20 protein-coding genes, 1 tRNA gene and 1 other annotated feature are annotated in these 23,362 nt (G+C 54.4%); of the genes, 9 read left to right on the forward strand and 12 right to left on the reverse strand.

Features of this window, described 5'->3' with window-relative positions:
• Positions 1-9 precede the first annotated feature (9 nt).
• From NST84_RS24385 to NST84_RS24405, 5 genes are all read left to right on the forward strand, one after another.
• Positions 10-741, forward strand: coding sequence for an ABC transporter ATP-binding protein (locus tag NST84_RS24385; RefSeq protein ID WP_342562687.1), 732 nt, complete (start codon positions 10-12; stop codon positions 739-741).
• The gene (locus tag NST84_RS24390; RefSeq protein WP_342562688.1) at positions 738-1,775 is read left to right on the forward strand and encodes an ABC transporter permease; all 1,038 of its coding nucleotides are present in this window, start codon (positions 738-740) and stop codon (positions 1,773-1,775) included. Before NST84_RS24385 ends, NST84_RS24390 begins: the two co-directional genes overlap by 4 nt.
• 66 nt (positions 1,776-1,841) lie before the next feature.
• Positions 1,842-2,531 (forward strand): TetR/AcrR family transcriptional regulator, encoded by a 690-nt coding sequence (locus tag NST84_RS24395; RefSeq protein ID WP_342562689.1) that lies wholly within the window; start codon positions 1,842-1,844, stop codon positions 2,529-2,531.
• 214 nt (positions 2,532-2,745) lie between these two features.
• Positions 2,746-6,084: a DEAD/DEAH box helicase gene (locus tag NST84_RS24400; RefSeq protein WP_342562690.1), complete on the forward strand. Its 3,339-nt coding sequence runs from the start codon at positions 2,746-2,748 to the stop codon at positions 6,082-6,084.
• Positions 6,085-6,219: 135 nt separating this feature from the next.
• Positions 6,220-6,801: a thioredoxin family protein gene (locus NST84_RS24405; protein WP_342562691.1), complete on the forward strand. Its 582-nt coding sequence runs from the start codon at positions 6,220-6,222 to the stop codon at positions 6,799-6,801.
• A gap of 222 nt (positions 6,802-7,023) precedes the next feature.
• On the opposite strand, the gene NST84_RS24410 is transcribed toward NST84_RS24405, so the two are convergent.
• On the reverse strand, positions 7,024-8,526 hold the full coding sequence (locus NST84_RS24410; RefSeq protein ID WP_342562692.1) for an exosporium glycoprotein BclB-related protein: 1,503 nt from the start codon (positions 8,524-8,526) through the stop codon (positions 7,024-7,026).
• A gap of 33 nt (positions 8,527-8,559) precedes the next feature.
• Positions 8,560-8,910 carry a hypothetical protein gene (locus tag NST84_RS24415; RefSeq protein ID WP_342562693.1) on the reverse strand — a complete coding sequence of 117 codons (351 nt, stop codon included), beginning with the start codon at positions 8,908-8,910 and terminating at the stop codon, positions 8,560-8,562.
• Positions 8,911-9,144: 234 nt separating this feature from the next.
• Between NST84_RS24415 and NST84_RS24420 the strand changes: the two genes are divergently transcribed.
• From NST84_RS24420 to argS, 3 genes are all read left to right on the forward strand, one after another.
• Entirely contained in the window at positions 9,145-9,450 is a 306-nt protein-coding gene (locus NST84_RS24420; RefSeq protein ID WP_342562694.1) for a hypothetical protein, read from the forward strand.
• A gap of 33 nt (positions 9,451-9,483) precedes the next feature.
• A complete protein-coding gene (locus NST84_RS24425) occupies positions 9,484-9,609 on the forward strand; it encodes a hypothetical protein (RefSeq protein WP_342562695.1) in 126 nt (41 codons plus the stop codon).
• A gap of 78 nt (positions 9,610-9,687) precedes the next feature.
• Positions 9,688-9,907, forward strand: a binding site (T-box leader).
• 78 nt (positions 9,908-9,985) lie between these two features.
• On the forward strand, positions 9,986-12,058 hold the full coding sequence (argS, locus tag NST84_RS24430; RefSeq protein ID WP_342562696.1) for an arginine--tRNA ligase: 2,073 nt from the start codon (positions 9,986-9,988) through the stop codon (positions 12,056-12,058).
• Positions 12,059-12,494: 436 nt separating this feature from the next.
• Here argS and NST84_RS24435 read toward each other — a convergent pair.
• Together NST84_RS24435 and NST84_RS24440 are read right to left on the reverse strand one after the other, a co-directional pair.
• Positions 12,495-12,568: transfer RNA gene (locus NST84_RS24435), tRNA-Arg, on the reverse strand.
• Between the two features lie 198 nt (positions 12,569-12,766).
• Positions 12,767-13,135 (reverse strand): hypothetical protein, encoded by a 369-nt coding sequence (locus NST84_RS24440; protein ID WP_342562697.1) that lies wholly within the window; start codon positions 13,133-13,135, stop codon positions 12,767-12,769.
• A gap of 184 nt (positions 13,136-13,319) precedes the next feature.
• Here NST84_RS24440 and asnB point away from each other — a divergent pair, with 184 nt between their 5' ends.
• Positions 13,320-15,164, forward strand: a complete 1,845-nt coding sequence (gene asnB, locus NST84_RS24445) for an asparagine synthase (glutamine-hydrolyzing) (RefSeq protein WP_342562698.1) — start codon at positions 13,320-13,322, stop codon at positions 15,162-15,164.
• A gap of 359 nt (positions 15,165-15,523) precedes the next feature.
• On the opposite strand, the gene NST84_RS24450 is transcribed toward asnB, so the two are convergent.
• The 8 genes from NST84_RS24450 to rph form a co-directional block, all read right to left on the reverse strand.
• Positions 15,524-15,931, reverse strand: a complete 408-nt coding sequence (locus tag NST84_RS24450; protein WP_342562699.1) for a hypothetical protein — start codon at positions 15,929-15,931, stop codon at positions 15,524-15,526.
• Between the two features lie 214 nt (positions 15,932-16,145).
• Positions 16,146-16,982, reverse strand: coding sequence for an aldo/keto reductase (locus NST84_RS24455; protein ID WP_342562700.1), 837 nt, complete (start codon positions 16,980-16,982; stop codon positions 16,146-16,148).
• A 211-nt stretch (positions 16,983-17,193) separates the two neighbouring features.
• Complete coding sequence (locus NST84_RS24460; RefSeq protein ID WP_342562701.1) at positions 17,194-17,649, reverse strand: cupin domain-containing protein; 456 nt, start codon at positions 17,647-17,649, stop codon at positions 17,194-17,196.
• Positions 17,650-17,748: 99 nt separating this feature from the next.
• On the reverse strand, positions 17,749-18,687 hold the full coding sequence (locus NST84_RS24465) for an SPFH domain-containing protein (protein WP_342562702.1): 939 nt from the start codon (positions 18,685-18,687) through the stop codon (positions 17,749-17,751).
• A complete protein-coding gene (locus NST84_RS24470) occupies positions 18,687-19,121 on the reverse strand; it encodes an NfeD family protein (protein ID WP_342562703.1) in 435 nt (144 codons plus the stop codon). The genes NST84_RS24465 and NST84_RS24470 overlap by 1 nt, the downstream gene beginning before the upstream one ends.
• Before the next feature lie 241 nt (positions 19,122-19,362).
• Complete coding sequence (locus tag NST84_RS24475; protein ID WP_342562704.1) at positions 19,363-21,336, reverse strand: glycosyl hydrolase family 18 protein; 1,974 nt, start codon at positions 21,334-21,336, stop codon at positions 19,363-19,365.
• 507 nt (positions 21,337-21,843) lie between these two features.
• Positions 21,844-22,485: an XTP/dITP diphosphatase gene (locus NST84_RS24480; RefSeq protein WP_342562705.1), complete on the reverse strand. Its 642-nt coding sequence runs from the start codon at positions 22,483-22,485 to the stop codon at positions 21,844-21,846.
• A gap of 2 nt (positions 22,486-22,487) precedes the next feature.
• A complete protein-coding gene (gene rph / locus NST84_RS24485; protein ID WP_342562706.1) occupies positions 22,488-23,249 on the reverse strand; it encodes a ribonuclease PH in 762 nt (253 codons plus the stop codon).
• Positions 23,250-23,362: the final 113 nt, after the last annotated feature.

Genomic DNA, 23,362 nt, shown 5'->3' on the forward strand with positions numbered 1-23,362 from the left:
GAGATAGTCATGAATCAGGATACTCCGGTCATTTCTGTTAGCCATGTCAGCAGGGCTTTTGGCAGCAAAACGGTGCTTGAAGATATCAGTCTGCAGGTAAACCGTGCAGAAACGTTCGGGCTGCTGGGCCCGTCGGGCTCCGGCAAAACGACGCTGGTGAAGCTTTTGACCGGCATCGACGAGGTTAGCTCCGGTGAGGTGCAGGTGATGGGCATCAAGATGCCCAAGCTTGCCATGCTGCAGAAGATCGGGTATATGGCCCAGTCGGATGCCCTGTACACAGAGCTGAGCGCCAAGGAGAATCTGGAATTTTTTGCCGCGCTCTACGGGCTGAAAGGAGGAAACCGCACGCGGCGGATTGCCGATGTGATGGAGCTTGTGAACCTGCAGGAGCATCTGCGCAAGCGTGTGGACCAGTATTCCGGCGGGATGAAGCGCCGCTTGTCGCTGGCCATTGCCTTGCTGCATGAACCGCCGCTGCTCATTCTCGATGAGCCTACCGTCGGGATTGATCCGCTGCTCCGCCAGTCCATCTGGCAGGAGCTGCGCTCGCTGAACCGCCAGGGGACGACCATCGTTTTGACGACCCATGTCATGGATGAAGCTGAAAAATGCGACCGGCTGGGCATGATCCGTGGCGGCGAGCTGCTGGCCGTGGATACTCCGGCGGGACTGATGCAGGCTACCGGCTCTGCAACGATTGAGGAAGCTTTTTTAACCTACGGGGGTGCCCGCAAATGAGAATCCGCGCGATAACCTTACGCATTCTGCGGCAGTTCATTCATGATAAACGGACGATGGCGCTGATGTTCATCGCTCCCCTACTCGTCCTGAGCCTGATGAGTCTTGTCTTTAACGGTGATGCCTATAAACCGAATATTGGTCTATCCGGCGGAGCCGCTGTCTTCTCCTCGGCACTGGAGGCGCAGGATGCTGCCGTTACAGGCTTCACCACAGCTGAACAGGGAGAAGCTGCGCTGAAGGACGGCGACATAGACGCCCTGATAACGCTCGACGGAACCGCACCTTCCGTAATGCTGGAAGGCAGTAACCCCACCGCTAACAGGGCGGTAATGCTCGCCCTGCAGGAAGCCGTTCTGCAGCTGCAGCCGGCCGGCACCAGTCAGGGACAGCTCCAGCCAGCCATCAGCTACTTGTACGGCGCTGAGGATATGACCACGATCGACCGGTTCGGGCCGATTATGATTGGTGTGTTTGTTTTCTTTTTCGTGTTCCTGATTGCCGGGGTGTCCTTTCTGCGTGAACGGACGACCGGTACACTGGAGCGTCTGCTCTCCACACCGCTGAAGCGCTGGGAGATTGTCATCGGCTATGTCTGCGGCTTCGGCATTTTCACAGTGGTTCAGGCGCTGCTGATCTCCTGGTTCTCCATTCAGGTGCTCGGCATCATGATGGCCGGCAGCTTCGGCTATGTGCTGCTCATTACACTGCTCCTGGCGATTACCGCGCTCACGCTCGGCACGCTGCTCTCGGCCTTTGCCGGCAATGAGCTGCAGATGATCCAGTTCATTCCGCTCGTCATAGTGCCGCAGATTTTTTTGAGCGGCCTGTTCCCTCTGGATACGCTGCCGCTGTGGCTGCAGCGCGTCGGCCTGGCGACTCCGATCTATTACGGCGCCCAGGCACTGATGGATATTATGATCCGCGGCAAAGGCTGGAGCGCAATTTCCCTGGATGCCTATGTGCTGGTCGGCTTTTCGCTGCTGTTCATGATTCTCAACGTGCTGGCTTTGCGCAAACACCGCAGAATGTAGCCCGGTGTAACTTCGTCCGCGCCCGTGATACTATAGAGGAACAGCAACATTTTGGAGGGCCATGACATGAACAATGAAAGTGCGGAGCAGCAAGAAAAAGAGCAATGGATCGAAGAGCTGCTCGCCGTCAAGGAAGACGGGCAGATGACGCCCAAGCAAATTTCCATCCTGGAGGCGGCAATCGAGATTTTTTCCGATAAAGGCTTCTCGGCAGCATCCACCAGTGAAATCGCCCAGAAGGCGGGCGTGGCTGAGGGGACGATTTTCCGCTACTACAAAACTAAAAAAGACCTGCTGCTGTCCATCGTCGGACCGACCATGAGCCGGATGATTGCCCCGTTTGTGATGCGTAATTTTAATGGGGTGCTGGATATGCCGTTTGAGAGCTATGAGGCTTTTTTGCGGGCGTTTATTGTAAACCGGCTTGATTTCGCCCGCAAAAACTTCAAAATCATCCGGATTCTCGTACAGGAAATCCCTTTCCAGCCGGCACTGCGACAGCAGTTTGCCGAAAATGTCCTGGATCAGGTGCTGGAGCGGGTGACCGCGATTACGGAGCATTTTAAGGCTGAAGGTGAGGTTATTGATGCGCCTACCCCGGCTATTATAAGGTTCACTATCTCCTCGGTGATCGGTTATCTGCTGGCCCGCCTGCTGCTGATGCCGGAAAAGGACTGGGATGATGAGGAAGAGATCCGTCTGCTGATCAGCTTCATGCTGCACGGAATCGGCGGGCCCGCGCTGCATGAGCAGTGAAGTCTGGCTGCATTTTGGCGTGATAGAAAGAACAGAGCTACCGCAGAAGGCAAACCTTCGCAGTGGCTTTTTTTCTATATACAATGAAATGGGTAACTTTCCCTTCACGCGCTCTGCAATCTGTCCCGGGCTTTAAGGCGTACGCGTGTTCTGCTAAGATAAATACTATCGAATATCCGGGAAAACCGGACAGGTGTGAGGAAGTGAATGTGACATGGGTTATTATGTTCCGGAGCGGGTAATCCGGCTGCTGTGCGGCAGTGAAGCCTTGGATAAGGGCCGTGCAGACTACGAGGCCGGGAGGGTCCGGCTGAATTATAGAGAGAACGACGACAGGCTCGATTACTCAAAATACCGGGCTGCAGTGCAAGGGCTGGAGAGCTATGATGTGGCGCTGGCCGTCGACAGTGACGGGGATGTAAATGCGGAATGTACCTGCCCTGCCTATTATCACGGGGGGGCTTTTTGCCGGCATATTGCGGCCAGCCTGTTCACCATTCTCCGTCTGGAGGAAGGTGGCGCGGACGATGAGATTGGCGGCCCGCCTCATGAGGAATCTGACCAGCTGCCGGCGGAGACTGGCGTTCTTACACCGCGCACCGCACATAACGCTACTACTGGTGCAGCACATAGCGGTGACCGTCAGCTGGTGAACGGCATGCTTGAGGTGTTCGCAGGCTTAAGCCGCTCCCGGCCGAGCGTTACAGGCAGCTACTCCGATCTCCGGACACCGCTGCAGGTGGAGTTCATCATCAAGCCGGTCACGGTCAGCTACAGTACGCAAATGCTCGGCGTCGAATTAAAGGTCGGTCCCAAGCGGCTGTATATCGTACAAAAAATCAGAACCTTTCTGGAGCATGTCCGGCGCGGCGAGCCGTTTGAGTTCTCCAGGCATTTCAGCTATGATCCTGCGCTGCACTCGTTCAATAAGGAAGACAACGATGTTCTGCTGAAGCTGATTGATATATCGTCGAATGAAAAGCTGTACCGTGCAGGTGTCAATCCTTATACTGCGCAATCTGCCGGGATGGGCGGGGAACGGCTGCTGGCGGTTCCGCCTTTTTTCTGGGAGGGCCTGCTGCCGGCGCTGCTTGCCGCCCCCTCTGCTTTGCTGCAGCAGGGTGATCTGATCCTGGAGAAGCTGGAGCTATCTGCCGAATCCCCGCCGTTAAGCTTCCGGTTCGACCAGTCGGCGGAGGAAGGCTATAGTCTGGACATTGAAGGCATAGCCCAGGTTATGGTGCTGGAGGATTACGGGCTGGTGCTGTCCGGAGGCAAGCTGCTGAAGCTGGATTCCGAGGAATGCCGCAGGCTCGCCGAGCTGAAGCGGATGCTGGCCGCTGCCCGCAAGGACGGAATTGCGATTGCGCCTGAGCAGATGGAGCCTTTTATGGAGCAGGTCATTCCCGGGCTGAAAAAGCTGGGCCGAGTGCACATCGCCGAAGCCATCGCTGACCGGATTGTCCAGACTCAGCTGCAGGCGCGGCTATACCTGGACCGGGTACGGGACCGGCTGCTGGCCGGCCTTGAATTTCAGTACGGCAGCATAGTGATCAATCCGCTGGACGAGGACAGCCGCAGCCGGGGCAGCGAGGTCATTCTGATGCGTGACGGGGAATCGGAGCGGCGGATTCTTGCACTAATGGCGCATGAGTCTTTTGTACGGACGGAAGGCGGCTTTATCATGAGTGATGAGGAAGCGGAATATGATTTTCTCTACCACACGATCCCGCTGCTGGAACCGCTGCTTCAGGTGTACGCCACCACTGCCGTCAAAGGCCGGATTGCCGCTGATACCTACACGCCTAAGGCTGTATTGACCTGGAACGAAAAGACCGACTGGCTGGAGTTCAAGTTCGCGGTGCAGGGCATCGGGGAAAATGAGATTGTGCAGATTCTTGAGGCGCTGCAGGAAAAACGCAGATATTACCGCCTCCCGGACGGTGCTTTGCTGCCGCTGGAAAGTGCAGAGTTTCTGGAGATTATCGCGTTCATGAATGAGCTCGGGGTACACAGCGTTCCTTTTAACAAACCGCAGTTCACTCTGCCGCTGGTCCAGGGTCTGCAGCTGAATCCGGAATCCCGGCATGGCGATGCTGTTACGATCGGACGTTCCTTCCGGCGGTTAATGGCCAATATGGCCAGTCCCGAAAATCTCGATTTTCCGCTGCCGGACAGCCTTGCCCCTGTGCTCCGCGACTATCAGCAGTTCGGGTTCCAATGGATGAAGACGCTGGCCCACTACCGGTTCGGCGGGATTTTGGCTGACGATATGGGACTCGGCAAAACACTGCAAAGCATCGCTTTTCTGCTCTCTGAGCTTACCGATATCCGTGATGGCGGCAAGCCGGCGCTGATCGTCGCCCCCGCCTCCCTGCTCTACAACTGGAAGAATGAGCTGAAACGGTTTGCCCCGGACATCAAGGCGGTCATTGCCGACGGCAGCCTGAATGAGCGTACCAAGGCGGTTCGCCAAGGAACAGGCGCTGACGTGATCATTACCTCCTACCCGCTGCTGCGGCGGGACATTGAGCTGTATGCCCGGCTGTCCTTTCATACCCTGATTCTGGATGAGGCGCAGATGATCAAGAATCATGCAACCCAGACCGCCCAGGCGGTAAAAATATTGCAGGCCCGCTACCGCTTCGCCCTCACAGGAACACCGGTGGAAAATGCGCTGGAGGATTTGTGGTCGATATTCAGCGTTGTTTTCCCTGGCTTGTTCCCCGGCAAAAAAGCGTTTCATGATCTGCCGCGCGAAACGGTCGCCAAGCGGACCCGTCCCTTCCTGCTGCGCAGGCTGAAAAGTGATGTACTCAAGGAGCTGCCGGATAAAATTGAGTCCCTGCATGCCTCCGAGCTGCTGCCTGAGCAGAAAAAGCTGTACATGGCTTATCTCGCCAGACTGCGTAAGGAAGCGCTGAAGCATCTCGACAATGAGAGCTTCGGCCACGGCCGGATCAAGGTGCTGGCCGGAATTACCCGGCTGCGCCAGCTCTGCTGCCACCCCGCCCTGTTCATTGAGGGCTACGACGGCGGCTCGGCCAAGTTCGACCAGCTGCTGGAAATTATCGAGGAATGCCGCAGCTCCGGCAAACGGATGCTCATCTTCTCCCAGTTCACGGAGATGCTTGGGATGATTGGACGGGAGCTGGCCCTGCAGGGCGTCCGGCATTTTTATCTGGACGGCAAGACACCGGCCGACCAGCGGGTCGAGTTGTGCAGCCGGTTCAATGAGGGGGAACGCGATCTGTTCCTCATCTCGTTAAAAGCCGGAGGCACCGGCCTTAACCTGACCGGAGCGGACACGGTGATCCTGTACGATCTGTGGTGGAACCCTGCCGTCGAGCAGCAGGCTGCCGACCGGGCCCACCGGATCGGGCAGAAGAAAGTGGTGCAGGTGATCCGCCTCGTTGCCCAGGGCACCGTCGAGGACAAAATGTATGAGCTGCAGCAGAAGAAAAAGAATCTGATCGAAGAGGTCATCCAGCCGGGGGCGGAGACGCTGTCCGCCCTGACCGAGCAGGATATCCGCGAAATTCTGATGCTCTGATAAGTTGAAAGATTTGGAAGCGCAGAAGAAAATAAAGTATAATGACAGGGATTGTTACTGCTTAAGCAGCAGGCTGTTTGGGTCTGCTGACGCTTCTCTCAATGGTTATATACTATTTTACGGAGGTGCATTAACATGAGCTTTACCCTGGAACCGGGTGCTTCAGCTCCCGATTTTTCTTTAAAGGCAACCGACGGTCAGACGTATTCACTGGACAGCTTTGCTACAGCAAAAGCACTGGTCATCTTCTTCACCTGCAATCATTGTCCGTTCGTCGTCGGCTCCGATGAAGTCACGCGCCAGACTGCCGAAAAGTACCGCGAGCGGGGAGTAGCTTTTGCAGGGATTAACGCCAACAGCGAAACTACCCATCCTGACGATTCCTATGAGCATATGGTCAGCCGGATGGAGGAGCAGAAATTCCCGTGGCTCTATCTCCGCGATGACACGCAGGAAACCGCACGGGCCTACGGTGCGCTGCGCACGCCGCATTTCTTCGTGTTTGACCAGGACCGCAAGCTGGTCTACACCGGCCGCGGCGTCGATAACCCGCGGGAAACCGGCAAGATGACAGTCAACGACCTGGACAACGCGTTGTCCGAGCTGCTCGCCGGACAAGCCATCAGCACACCGCTGACCAATCCGATCGGCTGCAATGTCAAATGGGACGGCCAGGATGCGCATTGGATGCCGGCGGAGGCTTGTGATCTGGTATAGATGGACTTTGAATGGATTGAGAGCTAATTAGGATAAATTCAGTTAAAAAAAGGGAAATGTATAGGTCTAGGCCGCCCGGGGTTCGTTGAGTTAAAGGGATTTTCCCCTTTATTCCGGGCTTGAGTGGTTGATTTATGCGTGAGCTTGCAAAAAAGAGGGACTTTCCAGCCGCAGGCGGCTGGAAAAGTCCCTCTTTTATGTTGCTGGTGAGTAATTTTGCGTTTAGACGATAGTCAATCCGCCGCTGGCGTATCCTGCTACTGTAGTAGCCACATCGAGGCCTGCCGTAACTGTGGCAGAGAAGACCATCAGCAGCCGTTCGCCTGCAGTAACCGGGATACTGAGCCCCGAGGTAAGGCCGCTGCTAATTGTACCTAAAGCGATGGCACCAGTCAGTGGCGGTGCCAAGGTAACCAGTGCACCCGGTACAGCGGTAAACGTATTATCCGGTGTTGTGGAACGGAATAATTGAGCTGTTATAGTTACTGTAGATCCTACCAGTGCCAATGCTGCAGTAGTACTAAAGTATGCGGCAAGGGAAGTAATTGTACCCGCACGCGGCACGGAGAAGGCAAAGTTAAGCAGTGTACCCGCAGCTCCTGTGAGGTCGATGGTTCCACCGGCGATGCTTACACCGGTAGCACTGTTTCCGAAGCCGATCAAACTGGAGGTATTAAGCAGACCGCCCAGCACAGTGGTCAGTGCAGCCGGCAGACCTGAAGCGTAAGGAATGATTGCGCCCGAACCGGTTGGTCCGGTAGCCCCTGTTATACCGGTCACGCCGGTTGCACCAGTCGCTCCCGCCAAACCCGTCGCACCCGTCACTCCGGTCGCTCCCGCCAGTCCAGTCGCTCCCGTCACCCCGGTCGCTCCATCCAAACCAGTCGCTCCCGTCACCCCGGTCGCTCCTGCCAACCCAGTCGCACCCGTCACCCCGGTCGCTCCATCCAAACCAGTCGCTCCCGTTACTCCGGTTGCTCCTGCCAGTCCAGTCGCGCCCGTCACTCCGGTCGCTCCATCCAACCCAGTCGCACCCGTTACCCCGGTTGCTCCCGCTAACCCAGTCGCGCCCGTCACCCCGGTCGCTCCATCCAAACCCGTCGCTCCCGTCACCCCGGTCGCTCCTGCCAACCCAGTCGCACCCGTCACCCCGGTCGCTCCTGCCAGTCCAGTCGCGCCCGTCACCCCGGTCGCTCCATCCAACCCAGTCGCACCCGTCACCCCGGTCGCTCCATCCAATCCAGTCGCTCCCGTCGCTCCGGTTGCTCCGGTCGCACCGCTGCCCGGGCCGGTTGCACCCGTTGCGCCTGTTGCACCTGGAGCCCCGGCTTCGCCTGGAGCACCTGTTGCACCGGTCACTCCGATAACCTCGCCCATCAGCTCAGCGGATACCAGCCGGTGGGCTGTTACGAGCTCGCCTGCACTATTTTTACCCCATAAAGAGATTTGGATCGGGTCATCAGGCGGGCTGGTAGGCGTAACGAACAAAAACTCAAAACCATCCAGATCTGCATAATAGTTAGTCGTAATCACCTGGTTAGGAGCCACATTCAGCGTCTCGCTGATATACAGATTTCTTACACCGCCAAGCAGATAGTAACCCTGTACAAGCACGTCAGATGCTGTGATGCTGCTGCGGTTATCTACACGGAGTGTAACTTGAGTGGTGGGTCTTACACCTGCAACCATATTGTTTTCAATCGGTCCAGTAGAATAAAAACTCATCTGAGCAGCTCTCCTTTTCTATAAAAGATCTCACTAATCTAAGATTTCGTGATCGACCACACGGTGGGCTTCCACCAGTTGTCCGTCTGTCTGCTTGCCCCATACCGAAATTCCCAGATCATTTTCCATAATCTCGCCGGTTGTAAAGACAAACTCATAGCCGTCCAAATCTGCAAAATAGTTCCGGGAAACCGCCTCATTCGGAGCAACATTGATAACCTCACTCACGTACAGATTTCTGATTGTGGTGAAGTAGAAGCCTTCAATTACAACACTGGCAGCCGTTTGGGAAGAACGGTTGATGATCCGTATAGTTACAAGCTGGGCTGGTCTGACTCCGGACACAGGATTGTTTTCGATCGGTCCAGTTGATAATATTGCCATCTTGTTTCATGCCTCCTTTCCATTCTCCCATCTATGAACTTTGAACTATAAATCTAGCGGCGCCTCTGACGAACCGCACAATATATTACTATTCCGGCACAGCGCCGGCGGTGTGGACATGAGACAGGCTGCAATCACCAAAATCTCCGAATCCGCATATGCTGTTCACTAGGGAAGAAATATCCGCAGTACTGCCGCTTTCCTGAAAGATTGTAAATGGAAGAAGGGAGTCCCATGCCCCCTGCCGGCAAAGGAAAGAAAACGAGTGTTAAAAAGCAGCCGACCAACCCCAAAGCTCAAAGCCCCAAGGGGCTGGAATTTGCAGTTGCCGCACTTTTGCTGACCGGTAAGCTGAAGGTGGATTCCATTCAGATGTTTACGGACGCTTCCCTCGTAGTCGGCCTGGTCGGCAAATATAAATCTTTGAGCAATCTGAGCCAAAGTAATATGGATAAGCTGGTCAGCTTTCTTGACGATAACAGCAGCCTGACGCTGAACGAGATCATGTCCGCCCTGAAGCAAAAAGCGGATAACACATAAGGAGTACGGCCAAAAAAAAGGAGGATAACAGAAATGGGAAAAGCCGATTTTGACGGGGAGGAATTCGCCGGCGGGCTTTTGCTGGTCATTGTGATTGCACTGCTGATCTATGGCTCCACAGATATTAAAAACCTTACTGCAGCACCGGCGTCGGATTAATTTTTTTACAAAAGCCAGCCAATCTTCCGCCCGCCTCTTGCTTTCTCGCGGAAATTCGCTATACTGATAAAAATCCATATGTAATCGATGAACGGGACAGTAGTGTGTTGGATCTAGTCTCAGCGAGCCGGGAATGGTGGAAACCGGTACAGATCCAGGCATGAAGCGCACCCGGGAGATGGACTTCTGAACTTACAGTAGGAAGCCCCGGCTGAAGACCGTTAACTTTTGAGTGGTTGAACCTCTGGTTCAGCAACGAGAGTGGTACCGCGAGCGCTAACAAGCCTTCGTCTCTTTGATGAGATGAGGGCTTTTTCTTATGTCTGGAGTGACGTTCACTGATGCTGCAGCTCTGCCTATTTAGGAGGTCCTATTCATGTTAAGCCAACTTATCAAAAACAGTCTGGAACACAGCGTCCGGCAAGTTTTCACAACCCTCGGAGCTGATGCAGAACCCCCCGTCATTCTGCTCGAGCAGCCTGCCAATCCCGATTTTGGCGACTACTCCAGTAACATTGCAATGCAGCTGGCCAAAATACTGCGCAAGGCGCCTATGGCAATCGCAGAGCTGATAACAACGGAGATAGAACAATCTAGCGGATTAGATGGACTATTTTCCAAAATAGACATCGCCGCACCGGGCTTCATTAATCTGTATATTAACTGGCAGGACTGGGCGGGGCGCCAATTCAGGCTGCCTGAAGCTGCCGGGGAAAAAGTAATCATCGAGCACACCAGTGTCAATCCAAATAAGTCCATGCATATTGGCCATCTGAGAAACTCCTGTATCGGGGATGCGCTGGTACGGATTTTGCGGAAAACCGGGTACAGCGTCGAGGTGCACAACTATGTGGATGATCTCGGCAATCAGCTGGCGGATACGGTAGTCGGGCTGCTGAATGTGCCGCTGTCCGGGGAGCATGTCCGTTTTGGTGATTACTGCTGGGACATTTACGCCGGTGTGAACAAAGAATATGCGCTGCATCCGGAGAGTGTACACAAGCGGACAGAGATCCTTCACGGGCTGGAAAAAGGGGACGGCAATACAGCCTGGCTCGGCAGCCTTGTCGCTGAACGGATTGTGCGGGAGCATGTCGCCGAGATGAAGGGATTTGACATCAGCTATGATCTGCTGGTCTGGGAGAGCAGTATTCTGAAGGAAGGCTTTTGGGCTTCGGCCTTTGCGCTGCTTAACCAGACGGAGGTGTTCGTGCAGGAACGTGAGGGCAAGCTGGCAGGCTGCTGGATTCTCAAGCAGGCGGCTGGAGAGCCGGCTGAGGCTGAAGTAGATGAGCATCAAAAGGATAAGGTGCTGGTGCGCTCGAACGGAATTTTGACCTATACGGCCAAAGATATTGCCTACCATCTCTGGAAATTCGGGCTGCTGGATAAGGATTTCAGCTACAGCGAGTTTAACTCGGGACTTTGGACTACGGGGCTGAGCGGGGAGCAGCGGGCTTTTGGCCGGGCTGACCGGGTAGTGAATGTCATCGACTACAGACAGGAGTATCCGCAGGCGATGGTCAAACAGGCACTCGAGATACTGGGATACACAGAGCAGGCTGAACAATTGCATCACGTAAGCTATGGCGTGGTTTCCCTCAGTCCGGCGTCTGCAGCCGAGCTTGGCATTGATATTTCTGACGGCAAAACCTCTTACGCTATGTCCGGCCGTCAGGGCATCGGCATCAAGGTCACCGAGCTGTTGCAGCTGATGGAGCAGACGATTGAAGCCACCCGCTCAGACAAAAGCGGCCTGTCCAGCCGGCACATCGCCACCGCTGCCATCCGTTACTACCTGCTGCGGTTTAATCTGGGGACGGAGATTATTTTTGACTTTAAGCAGGCGACCGAGATTTCCGGCAACACAGGCGTGTACCTGATGTATACCTATGCACGTGCGGGCAGTGTGCTCAGTAAAAGCGGGGCTTTGGCTGTAAAAGAGGACTCCAGTGCTGGAATAGTTAAGCCTAGTGATGATACAGCTGTAGTTGGTGAAGAAACAGTTAATACTGGGGAGGCGACAGCTTACTTTGGTGATGCCATGGCTAACTTCGGGAAGGCGGCAGCTAAATCTGGTGACGCCACAACTGACTTCGGTAATGCCACAGTGTACTCTGGTGGTGTACAGGCAAACTTCCCTGCAGCAAAAGCCGGCAGCCCTCCGGTCTTCCCGGCAGCGCTCCAAAAAGCTGAGCTCGCCCTGCTGAGACACCTCAGCACCTGGCAGGATACGCTCCACAGCGCCAGCGTACAGCTGACGCCAAATACAGTCTGCAACTACGCGCATACGCTGGCTTCGCTGTTTAATAACTTTTACTCGGCCTGCCCGATTCTAAAAGGCGAAGCCCAGTCGGTCGCCTTCCGTCTCTGGCTCACGCAGAGATTCAAGGATACACTTGGCGAAGCGCTGGAGGTGCTTGGCCTGCCGCGGCCGGAGCGGATGTAGCGGATGCAGTGGATGCAGTGGATGCAGTGGATCTAGCAGATGCAGCGGCTCGTATAGCGGTTACAACGAACTAATGAGTGACTGGGTTGTCTATCTGGCTGCGACAAATTGAACTAACTGCATTCTGTGCAGCTATTCCCCGCCGAAAAGCACGCTTCATGGGGTTTAAGTGTATTCCGTGCAACTATTATCAGCAAAATCGTCCATTTAGCCGGATTTCAGTAGTTTTAGTTGCACAAAGTGCAGTTATCCTGGTTATGGGGGGCCAAACAGGATTTTTAGTTGTACAAAGTACACTTAAAGCAACCTGCCCTCTCCGCAGCTGCTCCATTTCGGCCAGTTAACGAAGCGGAGGCTCCAACGCTCCTCTGTTCCGGAATTCTACTTCTCCGGACACAGAAACAGCCTTCCCGAAGGAAGGCTGTTTCTTGTGTTACGTCCCGGAAGGGATTCGAACCCCCGACCGTGCGCTTAGAAGGCGCATGCTCTATCCAACTGAGCTACCGGGACATATAAAATGTAGCAATACTTTTAAACTATGTAATTAACGCAACGTTATCTATTATACCGCATTGAAATAATTTTTCAAGGCTTACTCCAAGAAAATATACTTTTCTGCCCCCGGCAGCGGGTGAAACGGCAACAAACGCCGCTCGCACCTTTCGCCTCCCGCTGCCGGGGCAGTGACAACATTGCAGCAGCAGGCTATCAATGCCGCTTCAGCGATACTTGCCGGAAATGCTCACCAAGCTGCTTTTTCAAATGGCCGAAGATCAGCAGCTCACGCTGGAATTTGGAGCGCTCATCCTCCGGGCTCATGACAGGACTTCCGGTGAACGCACTGATTGTCACGTCCTCAAAGGCATTATGCATATTATTATCAAACCAGTCGGTCTGGGTGTCTGCATCATTCGTCAGAATACGTACAATTTCATACCCTTCCTCATGCTGGTCTTCTACAATGTATACCAAAAGCGCTGAATCCCCAACCGCTCCCGGCAATACGCCAACTTCGGCACATGGTGCACCGTCAAATTCAGTCATTCTGCGGATTTTGGCGTCTTTAATGTAATACACTTGTCATCATCCCTCCTGGCAAATTTTCCTCTACCCTAGTGTTCGGATAAGGACATACATTTTATCCCTTCAATCGGCATATATCTGTATTACTTGGCAAAAAAGAAGCAAGTGATTACACCTGCGTTTAAAGGGAGCCCTGCTTCCGGAGCAGCAGTATCGCACAAAAGAGAGGATGAACACCATGTGCGGAATAACCGGCTTTATCCAGTGGCGCGGTGACCTTACCCAGCACTCGCAGCTGCTCGTTAAAATGACTGAAACCTTATCCAACCGCGGGCCGGATGCCGCCGGAACGTGGATTTCGGGCCCTTGCGCCCTCGGCCACCGCAGACTAAGCGTCATTGATCCCGAAAACGGCGCACAGCCGATGATCGCCCGCCAGGACGAGAATATCTACGCGCTTGTGTACAACGGCGAGCTTTATAACGCAGATGAGCTCAAAAATGAGCTCAAGCAGCGCGGGCACCATTTTCTGACCCAGTGTGATACCGAAGTCCTGCTGCACGCCTACATGGAATGGGGGCCGGACTGCACCGGGAAGCTTAACGGTATTTTTGCTTTTGCCGTCTGGGACAGTGTGCGCGAGCATCTGTTTCTGGCCCGTGACCGGCTTGGCGTCAAACCGCTGTTCTACAGCCAGGTGGACGATGTATTTGTCTTTGGCTCTGAGCCCAAAGCGCTGCTGCAGCACCCCAAGGTTCAGCCGAAGGTCGGACCGGAAGGCCTGGCAGAAATTTTCATCGTCGGTCCGGCCCGCACTCCGGGACAGGGGGTATACAAAGATATATTCGAGCTTCGCCCGGGTCATGCCATGATTTATAGCCGCAGCGGCATCCGCAAATATGCATACTGGGAACTGGAAAGCTATGCCCACACCGACAACGTGGATGAAACAGCTGCCAGAGTGCGTGAATTGCTGCAGGATACGCTGGAACGCCAGCTCGTATCCGACGTTCCGGTCTGCTCCCTCCTATCCGGGGGACTGGATTCCAGCGCCTTGACTGCCCTCGCCGTGCAATACTACAACCGCACCGGCCAGGGCCGGGTGGACACCTATTCAGTCGATTTTGTCGATAACGACAAGCATTTTAAAAGCCATTCGTTCCAGCCCGGCGCAGACGGACCGTGGATTAAACGGATGGTCGATGAACTGCAGACAAATCACCATTACATTAATTTTGATACTCCGGATCTGGTGCCGGCACTCGATAATGCCCTTTACTCACGAGACCTGCCGGGGATGACGGATGTCGATTCGTCGCTGTATTTATTTTGCCGGGAGATTAAAAAGAACGCGACAGTTGCCATCTCCGGCGAAGCGGCTGACGAAATCTTTGGCGGTTACCCCTGGTTCCACCGTGAAGAGGCGCTCTCCTCCGGTACCTTCCCGTGGTCAGTTGCCCCTAAAATGCGTGCAGGTCTATTGTCGCCCGAAGTCCGCGAATGGATACGTCCTCTGGAATATTTAGGCGACCGGTACAGCGATGCAGTGGCTGAAGTGCCTAAGCTTGACGGCGAGACCGGCAAACAGGCGCAGATGCGCGTCATGTCCTACCTTAATATCACCCGGTTTATGCCTACACTGCTGGACCGCAAGGACCGGATGAGCATGGGCGTCGGGCTTGAGGTCCGCGTTCCCTACTGCGACCACCGGCTGGTACAGTACGTATTCAATATTCCCTGGGAAATCAAGACAGTCGGCAACCGTGAAAAAGGCATTCTCCGTAAAGCGCTGGAAGGTGTACTGCCTGATGATGTGCTCTACCGCAAAAAAAGCCCTTATCCAAAAACACATAATCCTGCCTATCTGAACGCCGTTCGTACACAGATGCTGAATATTCTGGATGACCCGTCCGCTCCAATCCTGCCGCTGATTGATCCGGCCAAAATCCGCGAGATCGCCGCCTCACCGGAATCCTCCAGCAACCTGCCATGGTTCGGCCAGCTGATGTCCGGTCCCCAGCTGTTTGCTTATCTGGCACAAGTGAATCTCTGGCTGCAGAAGTATAATGTATCCATTGGATAAATGGATACACGCATCTGCAACTATAGATAAACATATTTAGGTCATGGGGGTATTATCCCTGATGCCCAGCTATGCAAAACGTCCGGACTATCCGCTATTCAACTGCTTCCCTTCATTTAACTAACTGTGTTTTTACCTGGCCAGGCCGGCTGCCGCTGCTGACTAACAAGCAGCTGGCAGCCGGCCTTCCAGTGCTTCCCGGTCCATTCTATGTAGCTGATACCGTAGATGCTGCTGTCCCGCGGATCTCTCGCTGCGTAATCTCATGGGGCTATACGGGCAAAATCAAAGGCATTTTTGCCCTTCATTTGGCCCATTCGGGCGACGCGGGCAAAATCAAAGGCATTTTTGCCCTTCATTTAGTCCATTCGGGCGACGCGGGCAAAATCAAAGGCATTTTTGCCCTTCATTTGGTCCATTCGGGCGGCGCGGGCAAAATCAAAGGCATTTTTGCCCTTCATTTGGCCCATTCGGGCGGCGCGGGCAAAATCAAAGGCATTTTTGCCCTTCATTTGGCCCATTCGGGCTGCACGGGCAAAATCAAAGGCATTTTTGCCCTTCATTTGGCCCATTCGGGCTGCACGGGCAAAATCAAAGGCATTTTTGCCCTTCATTTGGCCCATTCGGGCGACGCGGGCAAAATCAAAGGCATTTTTGCCCTTCATTTGGCCGAGTCGGCCTGCGCGGGCAAAATCAAAGGCATTTTTGCCCTTCATTTGGCCCATTCGGGCGACGCGGGCAAAATCAAAGGCATTTTTGCCCTTCATTTGGCCGAGTCGGCCTGCGCTGGCCCTCCCTCAGCCCCGATGTATCTTCTTTGTCCGCCACAGGCACAGTGGCGCCTGGTCCCGTCAACTTCAAGTACAGCACAAAGAGAGCAGGCCCCGTACGTTCCGGTACATAAGGCCTGCTCTTTGCTTTGGCTGTCCACTATGGATTTATATCATCATGTACCCTTTTCCTGAACTTCCCCTGGCACTCTTAGAAATTAAAATTGTCCGGGTCCGGTCCGAAGCGGTGGTTCTGGTTCAGGTCTTCAATCGCCTTGACATCTTCGTCGCTTAGGGTGAAGTCAAAGAAGCCGGCATTCTCGACAATCCGCTCAGCATGCACCGACTTAGGAATGGTGATAACGCCTTGCTGGAGATCCCAGCGCAGGACAATCTGCGCAACGGTCTTGCCGTATCTTTCAGCCAGCTCCTTGAGCAGAGGCAGATCCAGGTTACCCTGCATCAGCGGGCTCCAGGCCTCTACCTGGATGTCATGCGCCTTGGCGAATTTCAGCACCTCACGCTGGGTCAGCAGCGGATGGAATTCAATTTGGTCGACCGCAGGCACCACGCCGGTATCGTCAATGATATCCTGGAGATGATGTACCTGGAAGTTGCTGACGCCGATGGATTTGACGAGCCCTTCCTTTTGCAAATGGATCAGTGCTTTCCAGGTATCCCGGTACTTGCCGGCCACCGGCCAGTGGATCAGGTACAGGTCGATGACATCGAGGCCCAGCTTTTTGCGGCTTACCTCGAAAGCCTTCAGCGTCGATTCATACCCCTGATCAGGGTTTCGTACCTTGGTTGTAATGAACAGCTCGTCCCGCGGCACTCCGCATTCGCGGATGGCTTGTCCGACGCCTTCTTCATTATTGTATCCGGCTGCCGTATCAATGCTGCGGTAGCCTGTTTCTATTGCTGTCTTAACCGCATGGATAACCTCTTCGCCGTCTTTAGTCTGCCATACGCCCAGGCCCAGCCACGGCATAGTTGACCCGTCATTCAGCGTCGGTCCGCCCGAAAATGGTCCATTCAATTCGCTCATTGTTAACCCTCCAAGCCTATTGGTGTGATCAAGCTTCTATAACCTTAAAAAGGGCCGAGTAATCAGCCGGGTGCAATAAGATTATAACAGATTGCGGCAGCGCTACCAAAAGTGCAGTCCCGGGACGTTCAGATCTCAGCAGCTTACAGTCTGACCGGCAACAACTGCACGAAAAAAAAGCGTCCGCTGCATCAGCAGCGAACGCTCTATATTATTTCTCGATCAGCTTGAAATCATCAAAGCTGAATTCCGGCGATACGATGCAGGAAACCAGCACCGGCTCATCGCCGAGGTTCCGTGCCGCCTGCCATACGCCTGAGGGAATAACGACCTGCGGCTGCTGTCCGGCCAATACGTCGGCGCCAAGCACAACCTCAGTTACGTTCTCCGGCTGGCTGCCGTCGCCGCCCAGGCTAAGTACAACCGGGCTGCCGGAATGCCACAGCCAGATTTCATCGGAGAGCACGGTGTGCCACTCCGAGGTTTCACCCGGATGAAGCAGGAAATAAATCGAGGAAGCCGAGGCTCTCGCTCCCGAATAGTTGCTGCCGAGCGTTTCTTGAGGAATTTCAAAGGATGAGTTCCAGAGTCTCTTGTACCATCCGCCTTCAACGTGGGGTTCCAGGCCCAGCGCTGCTACCAGCGGGGAAATTTCTTTTTGCGTCACAGTATCTTCTCCTTAAAGTATCGCCGCATATAAGCAACCACTTAGATTTGGGTTTGCTTTTACTTTAACGGAATGTGCCGCAATTGTAAAACCTGCCGTTTACTTACCGTCCTTGCCTGCCCTGAACACCTCGGCGATCGCTCCGAGCGAGCCCAGCGCCTCAACCGTGCTGCTTGGCAGGAACACCTTATTGGCCGGTCCTTTGGAGATTTCGGTCAGCGCATCAAAGGACTGGTACGCCAGCACCCGTTCATCCAGCCCGGCAGTGCTGATCAGCTGAATCCGCGATTTCTCGGCTTCGGCTACAGCCTGGATGGCCTTGGCCTGACCAAGGGCTTCCAGCTCCTGAGCCTGCCGCAAGCCTTCCGCCTGACGGATCCGCGCTTCCTTATCCCCTTCGGCTTTGAGGATCTTACTCTGCTTGTCACCTTCTGCACGCAGGATCATATCCTGCTTGGCAGCTTCCGCTTCAAGCACAATCGCACGTTTACTGCGTTCCGCCTTCATCTGCTTATCCATCGCTTCCTGGATATCGAGCGGCGGCTTGATATCAATAACCTCGACGCGCTCAATCCGCACGCCCCACTTTTCGGTTGCTTCATCCAGGGCCAGCCGGATATCAGCGGAGATTTTTTCACGGCCGGACAGGGTTTCATCCAGCTCCAGCTTACCGATAATCTGCCGCATCGTTGCGGTGGAGATATTGCGTACCCCATACACATAATCGGAAATACCGTAAGTCGCCTGTTCCGGGCCGACCACCTGGTAGAAGATGATCGTGTCAATCTGCACCTGTACGTTATCCTTCGTAATAACGGTCTGCGGCGGAACATTGGCCTGCTGAATCCGCAGATCATGATACGTCCGTACCTGATCAATTACCGGAATCAGAATGTTCAGACCCGGCGTAAGCAGGCGGTTAAATTTCCCGAGCCGTTCCACAACCCCCACACGCTGCTGGGGCACAACTTTGATCGTCAGTGCCACAAATACAACTACAACTGCAATAATAATCACAATAATGATCCATGAATCCATCAGCTAAAACCCTCCCATCGTTCTACTTCGATAATTGTGGAGCTTCTGCTTACGACTCTGACTAATTCATCTTTGGCCAGCACCTGGCCGGATACTGCACTCCAGGTGTCGCCGCCGACCTTAACCTGCCCGTAACGCCCCGGCTCAAGCGGCTCTGCCACAATCCCCTGCCGCCCGATAATCTCGGTTCCCACATCCTTGAAACCGCGCGAGTTCTTGAACCGCGCAACCAGCGGCTTCGAGAATACGGTCAGCAGAACCGTCACCAGCGCGCCCGCTATCACCTGCAGCAGAACCGCCTCAGGCCAGATAAGCGATACCAGCAGTGCTGCCACTGCACCGATGCTAAGCCAGAATAAATAAAAGGTAAGCGTGAACATTTCAATGACAAACAGAACACCGGCCGCAACTAACCACAGTACCCATGCAACCATAGGTGATCTCACCACCTTCCGCTATATACTACTATAAACGAATAAACCGGCAGCGCGTTGCATCATTTTTACCAATTGGGACAAAAGCAGGCATTTTTATTATATTTCGGGCTGTGGCAGGTTATGAACATAAATTCTTTTGTTATTCCGGCTGCACATGCGGTTCATGCAAAACAGCCTGCAGAGAAGTAGTGCTTCTCCGCAAGCTATTAGAAGTTACCGGTTGAGCTGATGTTATTTATTATTTCAGCTTCCAGAGCGCCGGCGTAGTTGCCGGTTCCCAGCCGGCAAGTGAAGTGTGCGCCTGCAGACAGATATACGACAGCCCATTATAAGACACTGTATCTCCTGCCTTATAAGCGGTGCCCGCTGCCCAGGCAGCGGCTCCCGGAGTCGCGGTAGCGGTAGCAGCAGGAGTAGCAGTCGGCGTTGGCACAGCCGTTGGTGCAGGGGTGACTGTGGCTGTCGGGGCAGGCGTTGCGGTCGCATTGCCGCAGACTCCGATTACCTTCCAAGCTCCATAAGCACCGCTCAGATCCGGACGGTCACCCTGGTTCCACCATTTGGCTTCATATACATAGCCGGCATACGAGACCTGCTGGCCCTGAGTATACACACCGGCCGAAGTCCAGGCAGGCGCGGTACATTGTCCCGGAGTTGCTGTAGGCGTCGGCGCTACCGTGGCGGTTGGTGCCGGAGTTGTGCTTGGCTTCGGTGTAGCAGTTGGCGTTACGGTCGGCACTGCCGTAGGCGCCACCGTCGCGGTTGGTGCCGGAGTTGTGCTTGGCTTCGGTGTAGCAGTTGGCGTTGCGGTCGGCACTGCCGTAGGCGCCACCGTCGCGGTTGGAGCCGGCGTCGGAATCACCCCGCCGCCCAGTTCGGCACTGAGTTTATTCTGAAGTGTCCGGTTGCGGTCACCGCTCGTCTCCCAGAACATCGCTCCAGCCAGTCCCTTGGACTTCAGGTAGCTGATTTTGTAGCCCAGGGATTCCGCATCATCATAGCTGATATAAGTCTGATTCGAAGGATTATACAGATAAGGCACCTTGGCTACGTTGTTCCAGTATCGGGTGTAGCCGTTTTTGTTGATATAATTTGCTTCCAGATCATTGAAGTCATAGTTGCCTTTTTCCCAGGTGCCGGTTGAGGAAATGCCGGCCGATATCTGGTATTGCCCGTTGCCTGCAGCCGGTGCACCGCCCCAGCCGCGGCCGTAAAACGGCATTCCCAGCACGAGCTTGCTTGCAGGAACTCCAGCGCCCAAATAGGTGGTAACGGCCTTGTCGATATTATAATTCGCAGGCTCAGTAAGTCCGGTGGAGGCGGTGGCAGGGTCATAATACAGCGGCGCATTATGTCCGGTCGTCGTATTCCAGCTTCCGTTGAAATCGTAGGTCATGATGTTGATCCAGTCTACCACCGCAGCAATCCCGCTGAGATTATTGTTCTGGACATACGCCGGGCTGGCGCCGGAAGCGATGGTCAGGAGATAGGTTTTCCCGTCGGCGGTACCTGCCGCGTTCAGCTTTTCACGTATTTTTTGCAGCAGCAGCACATAATTCTGTTTATCCTCGGGGCGGTAGCTGTTGCCGGCTAACCCGCCGCTGACCGGATACTCCCAGTCCAGGTCTACTCCGTCCATCTGGTATTTGCGGATAAAGTCTACTGCTGAATTGGCAAACACCTCACGGGTCGCCGCCGTTGCCGCCACATCGGAGAAGCGGTTCGACCAGGTCCAGCCGCCGACGGAGATCATGGTCTTCAGATTAGGATTTTTCTCCTTCAGCTTCCACAGCTGCTTCAGGTTGCCTTTGATCGGATCATCCCATTTGTCATCCCCGAAGCTTTTTTGGGCATCGATCCAGGGATCGCCCAGCACAATGGTGCCGTTCGGCACGCTGATTGCCTGCCCCTGCTCATTCTGGCAGGTCCAGGTGACCGGGTTAGGCCCGGTCGGGTCCGGATTGCCGTGTACCCCGTTCCAGCAGATGTCGGCAAAGGCGTAATTGATCACATTCATTTTGGTGGCATCGATATCCGTTACGTTAAATGCCCTTCCATAAGCGGCCCAGGATGCATAATAACCGACTATTTTATAGTTATTCCCATCGGCCTTAGCCGTCTTGACATTCCCGCCAAGTGCGGCAAAAAGCGTAATAAATAGTGCAGCCGCAAGCCCCAGCGCCACAGATTTCCGCGATTTCTTTTTTAGCATGCTAATGTTACCTCCCCGGTTCATTTTCACAGCACATTGCCTTTCCTAAGCCCGGACACTCACCCCGCTCCCGGATCTGGATTCACCCTCAGTCTCTTTGCTTTTCTGGTAACGCTGTTTAAATCTTTTAATAGATTGGCACCTGAAAAAAAGCGCGCGAAGCCGCCCTGCAGGCCATTCTGTTACCTGTAATGCTGAAAGTCTGCGGGTTCATAAATCTTATCGTAGGATGAACTGATGTCAGGCAGGAGATAGGAGGGGAGTTAAACTATAGATAATTGGATATTTATGACACCATTAAGAGAAGAAGGTAATTCTAATTTTCAGGCATTGCGGCTTGATCCGCCAGGGGGAAATTTCTGTAATCAGGGGATAAAATCATCTTATGCTCAAAAATAGTCGTTGCAGAGTATTGCATTTGCATTTTTTTTGATGGGATAGCACATAAAAAAGACCCTGACCGCCAATCAGGCAGACAGAGTCTTCAATACTAAATCATATGTGGAACTACCCGTTATTCCCCTGCTTCGCGGCCAGCTTATCCGTCAGCAGGCGGAGCGCCGTTCCGCGGTGGCTGATCTTCTGTTTCTCCTCCAGCGTCAGCTCGGCCATCGTCTTTTCATACTCCGAAAGGTAGAAAAGCGGATCATAGCCAAAGCCCCCGGCGCCTGCCGGCTCTGAGGTAATCCAGCCTTCCACTGCCCCTTCCGCTGTCAGCTCCGACCCGTCCGCCGGATCATAAAGGGACAAAGCACAGACAAAACGGGCCGTACTGAGCAGCGGCTGGCCGGTATCCTCGCCCTGCTTCATCCGCTCCAGCTCGCTTAGCAGCTTGAGGTTATTCTCCTCATCCTGCGCGCCTTCGCCGGCATAACGGGCCGAGTACACACCAGGTCTGCCGTCCAGCGCATCCACACACAGGCCGGAATCATCGGCGAGTACAGGGAAGCCGAGCGCTTCACCGACTGCCCGGGATTTCTTGAGTGCATTCTCGGCAAAGGTGGAACCGTCCTCCACTACATCCGGTAGCTCCGGGTAGTCGAACATGCTCTTAACTGTCAGTCCGAGCGGCGCAAAAGCATGCTGGAATTCGCGCACCTTGCCCTTGTTCTTCGTCGCAACAATCAGGATACCGCCGCCGTTACTCATACTTATACCTCTTGGCCGGGCTGGCCGGAAGGGATTTTGAGCGCAATCGGACCGAGCACTTCTTTTTGCACCGCGATCAGTTCATAAATCCCCTTCTCGCCGAGACCAAGCAGCTCGTCCAGCTCCTGGCGGGTGAACGGCCGTTCTTCGCCTGTCCCCTGCAGCTCGACAAAAGCGCCGCCCCCGGTCATCACCACATTCATATCCACCTTGGCCTTGGAATCTTCCTCATAGTTCAGGTCAAGCAGCGCCTTGTCTCCGACTACACCGACACTGATTGCAGCCAGGTAATCTGTAATCGGGAATACGCTCAGCTTGTGCTGGAGGGCGATTTTGTTAATGGCAAAAGCCATCGCTACAAAAGCTCCAGTAATAGAAGCTGTCCGTGTACCGCCGTCTGCCTGAATAACGTCGCAGTCCAGTGTAATGCTGCGCTCGCCGAGTGCATGCAGATTCACTACCGAGCGGAGCGCCCGACCGATCAGCCGCTGGATTTCCATCGTCCGTCCGGTCAGCTTGCCGCGTGCGGCTTCACGCTGGTTGCGTGTCTGGGTAGCCCGGGGCAGCATCGAATATTCGGCGGTTACCCAGCCTTTGCCCTGTCCCTTCAGGAACGGGGGAACCTTCTCGTCCACTGTTGCTGTCACGATAACCTTGGTGTCGCCCATTTCAATCAGTACAGAGCCCTCTGCATATTTATTAGTTTGGGTTGTAATTGTAAGCGGCCGGAGCTGGTCGCTGTTACGCCCGTTTGATCTTGTCATAGTCTGCCTCCTGCATCTTGAGTAGCTAAAGCCGTAAAGAACGCGTCTGCCTTAGCGCGCGAAACGGATAACACCCGGGAAGGGCATTATCCGTTTTTTGCTTAGCAAACTTT

Source organism: Paenibacillus sp. FSL R7-0345 (genome assembly GCF_038595055.1).
Classification (GTDB): Bacteria; Bacillota; Bacilli; order Paenibacillales; family Paenibacillaceae; genus Paenibacillus_AQ.